Source organism: Streptomyces sp. NPDC101191 (assembly GCF_044767915.1).
GTDB lineage: Bacteria > Actinomycetota > Actinomycetes > Streptomycetales > Streptomycetaceae > Streptomyces.
Genome location: NZ_JBIWOU010000016.1, coordinates 17,504 through 30,448, shown reverse-complemented (window position 1 = coordinate 30,448; position 12,945 = coordinate 17,504). Strand labels below are relative to the sequence as shown.

Annotated in this window: 10 protein-coding genes; 7 read left to right on the top strand and 3 right to left on the bottom strand. The window is 73.2% G+C overall.

All coding sequences use genetic code 11. The annotated features are described in order from the left end of the window. Window position 1 precedes the first annotated feature (1 nt). Both malQ and ACIRQF_RS37250 read left to right on the top strand, forming a co-directional pair. Window positions 2-2,119, top strand: a complete 2,118-nt coding sequence (malQ, locus tag ACIRQF_RS37255; protein WP_404099350.1) for a 4-alpha-glucanotransferase — start codon at window positions 2-4, stop codon at window positions 2,117-2,119. A gap of 20 nt (window positions 2,120-2,139) precedes the next feature. Then, a complete protein-coding gene (locus ACIRQF_RS37250; protein ID WP_376630505.1) occupies window positions 2,140-2,379 on the top strand; it encodes a hypothetical protein in 240 nt (79 codons plus the stop codon). 97 nt (window positions 2,380-2,476) lie between these two features. On the opposite strand, the gene ACIRQF_RS37245 is transcribed toward ACIRQF_RS37250, so the two are convergent. Continuing rightward, complete coding sequence (locus ACIRQF_RS37245) at window positions 2,477-2,974, bottom strand: MarR family winged helix-turn-helix transcriptional regulator (RefSeq protein WP_376630503.1); 498 nt, start codon at window positions 2,972-2,974, stop codon at window positions 2,477-2,479. A gap of 128 nt (window positions 2,975-3,102) precedes the next feature. Here ACIRQF_RS37245 and ACIRQF_RS37240 point away from each other — a divergent pair, with 128 nt between their 5' ends. From ACIRQF_RS37240 to ACIRQF_RS37220, 5 genes are all read left to right on the top strand, one after another. After that, window positions 3,103-4,059 (top strand): EamA family transporter, encoded by a 957-nt coding sequence (locus ACIRQF_RS37240; protein WP_404099346.1) that lies wholly within the window; start codon window positions 3,103-3,105, stop codon window positions 4,057-4,059. Window positions 4,060-4,064: 5 nt separating this feature from the next. Next, window positions 4,065-5,138: a DMT family transporter gene (locus tag ACIRQF_RS37235; RefSeq protein ID WP_404099343.1), complete on the top strand. Its 1,074-nt coding sequence runs from the start codon at window positions 4,065-4,067 to the stop codon at window positions 5,136-5,138. Window positions 5,139-5,148: 10 nt separating this feature from the next. Next, entirely contained in the window at window positions 5,149-6,075 is a 927-nt protein-coding gene (locus ACIRQF_RS37230) for a LysR family transcriptional regulator (RefSeq protein ID WP_404099340.1), read from the top strand. A gap of 65 nt (window positions 6,076-6,140) precedes the next feature. Then, window positions 6,141-7,265, top strand: coding sequence for an allantoicase (gene alc, locus ACIRQF_RS37225; protein ID WP_404099336.1), 1,125 nt, complete (start codon window positions 6,141-6,143; stop codon window positions 7,263-7,265). A 58-nt stretch (window positions 7,266-7,323) separates the two neighbouring features. Continuing rightward, entirely contained in the window at window positions 7,324-9,045 is a 1,722-nt protein-coding gene (locus tag ACIRQF_RS37220) for an FG-GAP-like repeat-containing protein (RefSeq protein ID WP_404099333.1), read from the top strand. Window positions 9,046-9,109: 64 nt separating this feature from the next. Here ACIRQF_RS37220 and pepN read toward each other — a convergent pair whose 3' ends face one another. Together pepN and ACIRQF_RS37210 are read right to left on the bottom strand one after the other, a co-directional pair. Further along, entirely contained in the window at window positions 9,110-11,683 is a 2,574-nt protein-coding gene (gene pepN / locus ACIRQF_RS37215; protein ID WP_376630492.1) for an aminopeptidase N, read from the bottom strand. A 140-nt stretch (window positions 11,684-11,823) separates the two neighbouring features. Then, window positions 11,824-12,840: an aspartate-semialdehyde dehydrogenase gene (locus tag ACIRQF_RS37210; protein WP_404099330.1), complete on the bottom strand. Its 1,017-nt coding sequence runs from the start codon at window positions 12,838-12,840 to the stop codon at window positions 11,824-11,826. Between the last annotated feature and the right edge of the window lie 105 nt (window positions 12,841-12,945).

Here is a 12,945-nt window from a genome sequence, read left to right as displayed (position 1 = left end):
CGTGACCCTGGCCCGTCTCGCCGCCCTGCACGGCGTCGCCACCGAGTACGCCCCCTCCGAGGGCGTCACGGTGACCGTGCCCGACGCCACCGTGGTGGCCGTCCTGCGCGCCCTGGACGTCGACGCGTCCACGCCGGAGGCCGTCGCCGCGGCGCTCGACGCGGCGGAGCGGACCGACCGCGAGCGGCTGCTGCCGCCCACCGTCGTGCTGTGGCGAGAGGAGCCGGGGGAGCGGGAGGAGGCCGCCCGCGCGCCGGGTCCGCGGCCGCCCCGCGGACTGCCGTCCGGCACCCGGCTCACGGTCGGCACCGAGGACGGGCGCACGGTCACGGGCGCCGACTGGAGCGGTCTGCCGCTCGGCGTGCACCGGCTCACCGCGCACGCCCCCGACGGGCGCCACGCCACGAGCACCCTGATCGTGGCGCCCGCGCGCGTGCCGGTCCCCGAGGGGCGCGCGTTCGGCCTGCTCGTCCAGCTCTACTCGCTGCTGTCCGCCCGCTCCTGGGGCATGGGCGACCTCGGTGACCTCAGGGAGCTGGCCGACTGGGCGGGCCGTACGCACGGCGTCGGCTTCGTGCAGGTCAACCCGCTGCACGCGGCCGTGCCCGGGGCGCCCACCGACCCCTCCCCGTACCGCCCCTCCTCGCGCCGCTTCCCCGACCCGGTGCACCTGCGGATCGAGGACGTCCCCGAGTACGCGTACGTCGACCCGGCCCGCCGCGAGGACCTCGACCGGATCCTCGCCGAGGCGGCCGAGCTGCGTGAACGGGTCCTCGGCAAGGGCGCCCTGATCGACCGGGACGCGGTCTGGGACGCCAAGCGGCGCGCCCTGGAGCTCGTGCACACCGTGGAGCTCGGACCCGGCCGGCGGGCCGCCTACCGGGACTTCCTGGCCGGGCGCGGCCGCGCCCTGGAGGACCACGCCACCTACCAGGCCCTCGCCGAGCGCCACGGCCACCGGTGGCGCGACTGGCCCGACGCGCTGCGCGACCCCGCCGCCGCCGAGGCGGCCGTCCGGGCCGACGCCGAGCTCGCCGCCCGGGTGGACTTCCACTGCCGGCTCGCCTGGCTGACGGACCAGCAGCTCGCCGCCGCCGCGCACACCGCCCGGGAGGCCGGGATGGCGGTCGGGATCGTCCACGACCTGGCCGTGGGCGTGCACCCGGACGGCTCCGACACCTGGGCGCAGCAGCACGTGTTCGCCGCCGGCATGTCGGTGGGCGCCCCGCCGGACGCCTTCAACGCGCGCGGCCAGGACTGGGGGCTGCCGCCCTGGCGCCCCGACGCGCTCGCCGCCGAGGGCTACGCCCCGTACCGCGGACTGCTGCGCGAACTCCTGCGGCACGCAGGTGCGTTGCGCATCGACCACGTGATGGGCCTGTTCCGGCTGTGGTGGGTGCCCGAGGGCGGCGAGCCCACCCAGGGCACGTACGTCCGCTACGACTCCGAGGCGATGCTCGCCGTCCTCGTCCTGGAGGCGCACCGGGCCGGGGCCGCGGTCGTCGGCGAGGACCTCGGGACGGTCGAGCCGGGCGTCCGGGAGGCGCTCGCCCGGCGTGGGGTGCTCGGCACCTCGGTGCTCTGGTTCGAGCGGGACTGGGCCGGGACGGGCCGTCCGCTGCCCCCGGAGGAATGGCGGGCCGACTGCGTGGCCACCGCCACCACCCACGACCTGCCGTCCACCGCGGCCCGGCTCTCCGGCGCCCATGTGGCGCTCCGCCACCGGCTCGGGCTACTCACCGGCGACCTGGAGCGGGAGCGCGCCCGGGACAGCGCCGAGACCACCGAGTGGCTGGGCGCGCTCCAGCGGCTCGGTCTGCTGCCGGAGGGGCCGGGCGACGAGGCCGCCGAGATCCGCGCCGTCCACCGCTTCCTGGCGGCCACCCCGGCGCGCCTGGTCGGGGTGTGGCTCCCGGACGCGGTGGGGGACCGCCGGCCGCAGAACCTGCCGGGGACCTGGGACGAGTACCCGAACTGGCGGCTGCCGGTCGCGGGCCCGGACGGGCAGCCGCTCGCCCTGGAGGAACTGGCCGCCGCGCCCCGCGCCCACGACCTGCTGCGGACCCTCGCGGAGCGGGTCGGAGCCCGTACGGCACCCCCGGGCGCGCGGTCCGTTTAGGGGTTCGCTACTTTTGCACCGTGGACAAGAAGAACGCCCTGCGCGCCGGCGCCGTCGCGGCCGGTACGACGCTGATGATGCTGCTCATGTCGTCCCCCGCGCTCGCGCTGACCCGCGACGACGGTGACGACCCGGCCCCCAAGCTGTCGGTCGTCGAGACCCTCGGTCTGTTCGTGGCACTCCCGCTGGCTCTGTTCCTGGTGATCTGCGGCCTGGTCATGGTGCTCGACCGCTCCAAGGTCCGCGTCAAGAAGGCCTAGTCCTCACCCCTACGTCGACGAGGGCGCCGCACGGTGACTGATCACCGTGCGGCGCCCTCGCACGTCTCCGGCCGCCTCGTGCCCCTCCGGGGCGGTGTCACACGGAGGCGGCGAGAAGCCTCCGCAGCAGGCCCGCCAGCTGCTCCGCCTCCTCCTGTGTGAGCGCCGCCTCCAGCGCGGCGCGCTGCTGCGCGAGCCCGGCGCCGACGGCCTGGTCCACGAGCTCCCGGCCCTCCTCGCTGAGGGTGACCCGCAGGCCGCGGCGGTCGTTGGGGTCGGGGTTGCGCGTGATCAGCCCGGCCCGCTCCAGCTTGTCGAGCCGGCCCGTCATCCCGCCGGTCGTGATCATCAGCGTGGCGGTCAGCTCGCGGGGCGAGAGCGTGTACGGCTCGCCCGAACGCCGCAGCGTGGCGAGCACGTCGAACTCGCCCAGCGACATCCCCCCGTACGGCGCGTACGCCTTGTCCACCTTGCCGCGCATGGCGTTGGCCAGCCGGTAGATGCGGCCGAACACGGCCATCGGCAGGGTGTCCAGATCGGGGCGGACCCGGGCCCACTGGTCGGTGATGGCGTCGACGGCGTCGTGATTCTCCATGGCGCCAGTTTCCCTCTTCGGTGACTCGGTTGCAAGAAAGCCACTTGCAAGTAAGTAGCTTAGTGGTAAGTTAATTACCGCCAAGCCAGTCCGGGTCCGCCCGGCCGTCCAGCACAGGGGGAACCGCCATGTCCCGCAAGGCCGCCACCATCGCCCTCACCGCTCTCGCCCCGATCTCCTGGGGCTCGACCTACTTCGTCACCACCGAGTTCCTGCCGCCCGACCGGCCGCTCTTCACAGGCCTGATGCGTGCCCTGCCGGCCGGCCTCCTGCTCCTCGCCGTCACCCGCAAGCTGCCGCGGGGCGCATGGTGGTGGAAGTCCGCGGTCCTCGGCGCCCTCAACATCGGGGCCTTCTTCCCCCTCCTCTTCCTCGCCGCCTACCGCCTGCCCGGCGGTGTCGCCGCGGTCGTCGGCTCGGTCGGCCCGCTCTTCGTCGTCGGCCTCGCCGCGCTCCTGCTGGGCGACAGGCCGACCGTGAGGAGCATGCTCACCGCCGTCGCCGCCGCCTTCGGCGTCAGCCTGGTCGTCCTCAAGGCGGGCGCCGCCTTCGACACCGTCGGCGTGATCGCCGGACTGCTGTCCTCGCTGTCGATGTCCGCGGGCACCGTCCTCACCAAGCGCTGGGGCCGCCCCGAGGGGGTCGGGGCCCTCGCCCTCACCGGCTGGCAGCTCACCGCGGGCGGTGTGGTCCTGCTCCCCGTCGCCCTGCTGATCGAGGGCGCTCCTCCGGCCCTCACCGGCGCCAACCTGGCCGGCTACGCCTACCTCGCCTTCGGCAACACCGCGATCTCCTACTTCCTCTGGTTCCGCGGCATCGAGCGCCTGAGCGCCTACTCCGTCACCCTCCTCGGCCCGCTCTCGCCGATCACCGCCGCCGTCATCGGCTGGGCCGCCCTCGGCCAGGCGCTCGGCCCCGTCCAGCTGGGCGGCATGGCGATCGCCTTCGGTGCGACGCTCGTGGGGCAGCTGAACCCGGCGCCGAAGCAGGCGAATGCCGCCGACGGGGCGGAACTGTTCAGCTCTGCTGAAAGGAATGGTCAGGAAGTTTCGATGGACCTGGAGGGTTCGGCGGTGCGACGGTAGGCGCCATGACACTGATCACCGCCCGCCACCCGACCACCCCCGAAGGCGACAGCACCACCGCCCCCGAGACCGACGCCACCACCGCCCCCGAGACCGACGCCACCCCCGCCACCGAGACCGGCGCCACCCCCGAGACCGACACCGACACCGCCACCGAGAGGCCGGCGCCCGCGAGGAAGACCCGCGGCGCCGGCCTCGGCGTGCTCCTCGCGCTGCTCGCCACCGTCGTCTGGTCCGGCAGCTTCGTCGCCACCCGCGACATGGCCGACTCCGTCCCGCCCGTCCAGGCCGTCTTCTGGCGCTGGATCGTCGCCCTCGTCGCCGTCGCCCCCTTCGCCGCCCGCCCGTTCTGGCGGCAGCGGAAGGCGATCCGCCGCCACCTCGGATTCGTCGCCCTCGCCTCGCTCTTCGGCGTCGCCCTCTACAACACCCTGGTGCACCAGGCCGGTCTGACCACCTCCGCCTCCAACATGGGCATGATCATGGCCGCGTCCCCGGTGCTCATGGCCGTCTACGCCCGGCTCGGCGGCGAACGGCTCGGCGCCCGCCGCCTCCTGGGCATGCTGACCGCGGTCCTCGGCGTCCTGCTGCTCGTCGGCAGGGGCTCCCTGGCCGCCGACTTCGCCGCCGGCGACCTGTGGATGTTCGCCGCGGCCCTGTCCTTCGCCACCTACAGCGCGATACTCCGGCGCAAGCCCGCCGAGATCGACGGACTCGCCTTCCTCTTCATCACGTTCGCGCTCGGCGCGCTGATGCTCGCCCCCGCCTACGCCGTCTCCCTCGCCGTCCAGGGCGGCTTCCCGGCCACGACCGGCACGGTCGGCCCGCTGCTCTACGTCGGCGTCATGTCCTCCGCCGTGGCCTTCTTCGCCTGGAACAAGGCCATCGGCCTCATCGGCGCTGCCCGCGCCGGCGTCGTCTACTACCTCCAGCCGGTCTGCGTGGCCCTGCTCTCCTACGTGCTGCTCGGGGAAGAACCGGGGCTGCTGGGTGTGGCGTGCATGGCGCTCATCCTGGGCGGGGTGGCGCTGGCCGGCGCCTCCGGTGCGCGCGCCGGAAGGGCCGGCACCGCCCGGTAGGTTGCGCCCCATGACCGAGTGGGACATCAAGAAGCTGCAGATCCTTCGCACCCTCCGTGACCGCGGCACCGTCACCGCGACCGCGGAGGCGTTGCTCATGACCCCCTCGGCCGTCTCCCAGCAGCTCAGCAACCTGGCCAAGCAGCTCGGGGTGCAGCTTCTGGAGGCGCACGGGCGGCGGGTCCGGCTCACGGACGCCGCGCACCTCGTGCTGCGGCACGCCGAGGCCGTGTTCGCCCAGCTGGAGCGCGCCGAGGCCGAACTCGACGCCCATCTGCGGGGCGAGGCCGGGCGGGTGCGGGTCGCCGCGTTCTCCACCGCCGTGCCGTCGCTCGTCGTCCCCGCGGTCCAGGCGCTGCGCCCCGCCCACCCCGGGCTCGACGTCCGGGTCCGGGAGGCCGAGGCCGCGGAGGCGTACGAGCTGCTCAGCGCCGGCGAGGTCGAGCTGGCGCTCTCGCTCGCCGCCCACGCGCCGACCGCGCGCGACCCCAAGTTCAGCCGGGTGCCGCTGCTGGCCGACCCGCTCGACGTCGCCCTGCCCGCCGGGCATCCGCTCGCCGACGCCCCCGGCCTGCGGCTCGCCGACCTCTCCGCGGAACCGTGGATCTTCGGCGGCTCCGGACCCTGGTCGGAGATCACCACCGCCGCCTGCGAGGCCGCCGGGTTCGTGCCCGAGCAGGCCCACAGCGCGGCCGGCTGGACCGCCATCCTCGCCATGGTCGAGGCCGGGATGGGGGTGGCCCTGGTCCCCAGGATGGCGGCTGCGGAGCGCCGTGCGGGCACGGGCCCGGGGGTCGTCATGCGGGTGCTCTCGGCCGACCAGCCGCGCCGTCACGTCGTCGCCGCGGTCCGCCGCGGGGCGGGGGAGGGCCCTGCCGTGGCGCGGGTCCTCGCGGCCCTGCGCCAGGCCGCCGTCCAACGGGAAAACCTTCAGTAGAACTGAAAAGACCTGTCGAAAACATTCGATGGACCTGTGCGGTCGTGGAGCGGCACAGTCGGTCCATGAGCTTCTACGACGACGACACCGACCCGCATGCCAACGACGCCGCCCCCTATGCCGGAGGCGACCCGTACGCCGACTACCGCGCCGGGGACTTCCCGTTCACCGAGCTCGTCGACCTCGCCGACCGGCGCCTCGGCGGCGGGGTCGTCGCCGCCAACGACGAGTTCTTCGCCGAGCGCGAGAACCTCCTCGTCCGCGAGCGGGCCGTCTTCGACCCCGAGCACTTCGGGCACAAGGGCAAGATCATGGACGGCTGGGAGACCCGTCGCCGGCGCGGCGCCGACGCCGAGCACCCCTTCCCCGCCCCCGAGGACCACGACTGGGCGATCGTCCGCCTCGGGGCCCCCGGCGTCATCCGCGGCATCGTCGTCGACACCGCCCACTTCCGCGGCAACTACCCGCAGCGGGTGAGCGTCCAGGCCGCCGCCGTCGAGGGCACGCCCAGCCCCGAGGAGCTGCTGGACGCGAAGTGGGAGGAGCTCCTCCCGCCCACCCCCGTCCGCGGCCACGCCGCCAACGGCTTCACCGTCGACGCCGAGCGCCGCTACACCCACGTCCGGCTCCGCCAGCACCCCGACGGCGGCGTCGCCCGGCTCCGCGTGCACGGCGAGGTCGTCCCCGACCCCGAGTGGCTCGACGTCCTCGGAACCGTCGACCTGATCGCCGTCGTCAACGGCGGCGCGTACGAGGACGCTTCCGACCGCTTCTACTCCTCGCCGACGCAGATCATCCTGCCCGGCACCTCGCGCAAGATGGACGACGGCTGGGAGAACCGCCGTCGCCGGGTGCGCGGCACCAACGACTGGGTCCGCTTCCGTCTCGCCGCCCAGGGCGCCGTCCGCGCGCTCGAGATCGACACCGCCTACCTCAAGGGCAACTCGGCCGGCTGGATCGCCCTGCAGGGCCGCAACGGCGAGTCGGGCGAATGGTTCGAGATCGTCCCGCGGACCCGGCTCCAGCCCGACACCCTGCACCGCTTCCGCCTCCCGGCGCAGGCCGTCGTCACCCACGTCCGCCTCGACGCCTTCCCCGACGGCGGGATCGCCCGGATGCGCCTCCACGGCAGCCTCACCGACCAGGGGGCGTCCGAACTGCGCGCCCGGTACGCGCGGTTGACCGCCTGACCTCCCGCCTGCCGGGCGTTGTGACAGGTGCACGGAAAAGATCATTAGGCTCTCCGGCATGAGACTCCTCCAGAGAGCGATGGTCGCGTTCGCGCTGCTGGCCTCCGCGGTCCTCACGACCGCGGGGCCGGCCGCCGCCGACACCGTCGACCCCGCCACGGCACCGCCGGTGCGCGTCATCTCGTACAACGTCTGCGGGGCCTCCGACACCTGCCGGAGCGGGCTGGACCTCCCCACCTGGACGGCCAAGGTCAAGGAGCAGACCCTCGCCTGGGACGCCGACGCCCTGATGCTCCAGGAGCTGTGCTTCGGCCAGTGGACGTCGCTGCGCACCGCCCTGGCCGACGCGGGCTACACCGCCGTCTGGGGCTTCAACACGAAGACCCGCGGCTGCGGGAACTGGTCCACCGACACGGGCTTCGGCCTCGGCATCTTCGTCAAGGCCTCCGCGGTCGACCGCTACACGGCCGGCCTGACCACCGCCTACGAGCCCCGCTCGGTGCTGTGCGCCCGGGGACCGATCGACGGGCGGACCACGCTCGTCTGCAACACCCACCTCGACCAGAAGATCACCCCCGACAACGGCTCGGCCGAGGCCCTCGCCCACGTCGACACCTGGGCCGCCGGACTCCCCGTCATCCTCGGCGGCGACTTCAACGCCGCGCCCACGTACGCGGCGCTCGACCCGATCCGGGCCGGCCTGCCCGGTACCGGCCCCTTCGCCGAGGCGGACGAGAACGACCGCGACTTCTTCACCCAGGCCTGCAAGGACGCCGGTGCCACCGAGTGCCGTACGGGCGAGCCGACGACCTACGACGGCAAGAAGTTCGACCACGTCTTCCTGAGCGCCCGCGACTTCCACACCGTTCGCGCCTCCGTCCTCGAACCGGAGACCGACCCCGCCCCCCGGCTGTCCGACCACAAGCTGCTGCGCGCCGCCGCCCACCCCGAGCCGCGGCCCGGCACCACCGTAGGCGGCGACCTCACGGGTGACGGTCGGCCCGACTTCCTCGCCGTCAAGGACGACGGCAGCCTGCGCCTCTACTCCGGCACCGGCGCCGGGGCCCTCGCCGGCCCGCGCCAGATCGGCACCGGCGGCTGGACCGGCGCCGCCGTCAGCCACCGCGGTGACTGGACCGGCGACGGCCGCGAGGACGTCCTCGCCCGCATCGGCGACGAGCTGTGGGTCTACCCGAACAAGGGCAGCGGCGAACTCGGCACCCGGCTCGCCATGGGCGGCCGCCCCACCGGCTGGTCGAACGCCTCCGCCACCCCGCTGGCCGCCGGCGACGTGGACGGCGACGGCCTGCCGGACGTCCTCGCCCGCAGCACCACCGGCCTCTGGCTGCACCGCGGCGGCCCGGCCGTCGACGGCAGGCCGACCTTCGCCGCCAAGGCCGCCCTGCAGATCGGCGACGCCGAGTGGGCCGGCTACGACGTGATCCTGCCCGGCGACGTGACCGGCGACGGCAAGGCCGACGTGTGGGGCCGTGACCGCGCCACCGGGCAGATCCGGCAGTACGCGAGCCAGGGCGCCCAGCACCTGGCCACACCCCGCGACCTCACCGGCGGCCCCTGGACCGCCGCCGACCGCCGCCTCGCCTTCTCGGCCGGCGACGTGACCGGTGACGGCCACCCGGACCTGTGGACCACGCGTACCGCGGACACCGCCGAGAACCTGGAGTTCCTCCCGGGCACGGCCAGTGGCATCGCCGGCGGCCTTGGCACGCCGGTCACGATCGGCACCGGCGGCTGGCAGTGGCTCACGGACCTCGGCTGACCCACGGTCCCGCATGACGAGGGCCCCGGACGGTGCACCGTCCGGGGCCCCTTCACTGCCGGAATCAGGCGGCAGCCGCGTCCGCCGCGCGCGCCTTCAGGGCGCGCTCGACGCCCGCGCGGCACTCCGTCACCAGACGGCGCAGCGCCGGAACGGGGTCGTTCTCCGCGATCCAGGCGTCCGTGGCGTCCAGCGTCTCCTGAGAGACCTGGAGCGTCGGGTAGAGACCGACCACGATCTGCTGGACCATCTCGTGGCTGCGGGTCTCCGAGACACCCTTGATGGAGGCGAAGTACTTCGCCGTGTACGGGGCGAGCAGCTCACGCTGGTCGGTCTGCACGAAGCCGCCGATCACCGCCTCCTGCACCGCGTTCGCCAGCTTGTCGGACTCGACGACCGACGCCCACGCCTCGGCCTTGGCGGCCTCGGTCGGGCGGGCCGCGCGGGCCGTGGCGGCGTGCCGCTCGCCCGCCGCCGTACGGTCGCGCTCCAGCTCCGCCGCGATCTCCGGCTCGTCGAACCGGCCGGTCGCCGCGAGCCGCTGCACGAACGCCCAGCGCAGCTCGGTGTCCACGGCCAGACCGTCGACGACCTCGCTGCCGTCCAGCAGCCCGGCCAGCAGGTCGAGCTCGGCCGTCTCACGGGCCGTCGCCGCGAAGGCCCGCGCCCACGCCAGCTGGTGGTCGCTGCCCGGGGCCGCGGCCCGCAGCTGCTCCTGCGCGGCGGCACCCCAGCGGGCCAGGCCCTCGGCGCGCCACTCCGGCGCCGCGTACAGGTCGAGGGCCGCCTTGACCTGTCCCTGGAGCGACTGGACCACGCCGATGTCGGTCTCCTTGACGATGCCCGAGAGCACCAGGTCCAGGTAGGCGCGGGTGGGCATCTCGCCGTCCCGCGTCATGTCCCAGGCCGAGGCCCAGCACAGCGCCCGCGGCAGCGACTCGGCGAAGTCGCCCAGGTGCGCGGTGACGTTCTTCAGGGACACCTCGTCGAGGCGGACCTTGGCGTACGACAGGTCGTCGTCGTTGAGCAGCACGACCGCCGGACGCTGCTTGCCCGCCAGCTGCGGGACCGGCGTCAGCTCGGCCGCGTCGATGTCGAGCTCGACCCGCTCGGTGCGGACCAGCTTGCCGCCCGCGTCCAGGTCGTAGAAGCCGATCGCGATCCGGTGCGGACGGAGCACGGCCTCGCCCTTGGCGCCGGCCGGCAGCGCCGGGGCCTCCTGGCGGACGCCGAAGGAGGTGATGGTGCCGTTCCCGTCGGTCTCGATCGCGGGACGCAGGATGTTGATGCCCGCGGTCTCCAGCCACGCCGTCGACCAGGCCTTCAGGTCACGGCCGGAGGTCTCCTCCAGGGCGCCGAGCAGGTCGCTGAGGCGGGTGTTGCCGAACGCGTGGCGCTTGAAGTACGCCTGCACGCCCTTGAAGAACTCGTCCTGGCCGACGTACGCCACCAGCTGCTTGAGGACGGAGGCGCCCTTGGCGTAGGTGATGCCGTCGAAGTTGACGAGCACGTCCTCCAGGTCGTTGATCTCCGCCATGATCGGGTGCGTCGACGGCAGCTGGTCCTGGCGGTAGGCCCAGGTCTTCTCCGCGTTGGCGAAGGTGGTCCAGGCGTGCGGCCAGCGGGTGCCCTCGACGGAGGCCTGGCAGGCGACCGAGGTGAAGGTGGCGAACGACTCGTTCAGCCAGAGGTCGTTCCACCACTCCATGGTGACGAGGTCGCCGAACCACATGTGGGCGAGCTCGTGCAGGATGGTCTCGGCCCGGCGCTCGTACGCCGCGTCCGTCACCTTCGACCGGAAGACGTACTGGTCGCGGATGGTGACCGCGCCCGCGTTCTCCATCGCGCCGGCGTTGAACTCCGGCACGAAGAGCTGGTCGTACTTCGCGAACGGGTAGTCGTACGCGAACTTCTCCTGGAACCAGTCGAAGCCCTGGCGGGTGACGTCGAAGATGTGGTCGGCGTCGAGGAACTCGGCCAGCGAGGGACGGCAGTAGATGCCGAGCGGGACGACCTGGCCGTCCTTCTCGTACGTCGAGTGCACCGAGTGGTACGGGCCGACGATCAGGGCGGTGATGTAGGTGGAGATGCGCGGGGTCGGCTCGAAGACCCACACGTCGTCCTTGGGCTCCGGCGTGGGGGAGTTGGAGATGACCGACCAGCCGCTCGGGGCCTTCACGGTGAACTGGAAGGTCGCCTTGAGGTCGGGCTGCTCGAAGGACGCGAAGACGCGACGGGCGTCCGGCACCTCGAACTGGGTGTACAGGTAGGCCTGGCCGTCGACCGGGTCGACGAAGCGGTGCAGGCCCTCACCGGTGTTGGTGTACGCGCAGTCCGCGACCACCTTCAGTTCGTTGCGGCCCTCCTTGAGGTGTGCCAGCGCGATCCGGGAGTCCCGGAAGACGGCGGCCACGTCGAGGGCGTGCCCGTTGAGCACCACCTCGTGCACGGCGGGGGCGACGAGATCGATGAAGGTCTCGGCACCGGCCTCGGCGGAATCGAAGCGGACGGTGGTGACGGACCGGTAGGTGCCGCCCTCCTGCGCACCGGTGAGGTCGAGGTCGACCTCGTACGTGTCCACGGACAGCAGCTTCGCCCGCTGCTGCGCCTCTTCACGAGTCAGGTTTGTGCCAGGCACCCGGTCAACTCCTCGGTTTCGTGACGTTTGGGCCATCCTTCCACGGGGTGAGCGGGCGGCGCACGGTTCATTTCCCAGGGCGAACACGGAAGGGGCGGCCACCCTGCCGGGTGGCCGCCCCCCATGCGTACGAACGGGTGTCAGCCCTGGAGCTCCGCGGCGACGAGCTCCGCGATCTGCACGGCGTTGAGCGCCGCGCCCTTGCGCAGGTTGTCGTTGGAGAGGAAGAGCGCCAGGCCGTGCTCGACGGTCTCGTCGACGCGGATGCGGCCCACGTAGGAGGCGTCCTTGCCGGCCGCCTGGAGCGGGGTGGGGATCTCGGAGAGCTCGACGCCCTCGGCGTCCTTGAGCAGCTCGTAGGCGCGCTCGACGCCGATCGGACGCTCGAAGCGGGCGTTCACCTGGAGCGAGTGGCCGGAGAAGACCGGGACGCGCACGCAGGTGCCGGAGACCTTGAGCTCCGGGATCTCCAGGATCTTGCGGGACTCGTTGCGGAGCTTCTGCTCCTCGTCGGTCTCGAAGGAGCCGTCGTCGACGATGGAGCCGGCCAGCGGGAGCACGTTGAAGGCGATCGGGCGCTTGTAGACGCCGGGCTCCGGGTACGCGACGGCCTCGCCGTCGTGGGTGAGCTCGGTGGCGCGCTCGGCGACGGCCTTGACCTGCCCGTCCAGCTCGGCGACACCGGCCAGGCCCGAGCCGGAGACGGCCTGGTACGTGGTGGCGACCAGCGCGACCAGGCCGGCCTCCTGGTGGAGCGGCTTGAGGACCGGCATGGCGGCCATCGTGGTGCAGTTCGGGTTGGCGATGATGCCCTTCGGGCGGTCCTTGATCGCGTGCGGGTTGACCTCGGACACCACCAGCGGTACCTCGGGGTCGCGGCGCCAGGCGGAGGAGTTGTCGATGACGACGGCGCCCTGGGAGGCGACCTTCTCGGCGAGGGCCTTGGAGGTGGTGCCGCCGGCCGAGAAGAGGACGATGTCGAGGCCGGTGTAGTCGGCGGTGGAGGCGTCCTCGACGGTGACGCCGTCCAGGACGGTGCCGGCGGACCGGGCGGAGGCGAAGAGCCGCAGCTCCTCCACCGGGAAGTTCCGCTCGGCCAGAATCCTGCGCATGACTGTGCCGACCTGACCGGTGGCTCCGACGATTCCGACCTTCACGGGATTCCTCCGAATATGTGTGCAGGGTGGTGCCGCGACCATCATGCGTACGGCCCGGGGCGCCTTGTCCAATCCATTGTCCAAGGGACGGGACGGCCCCGGCAG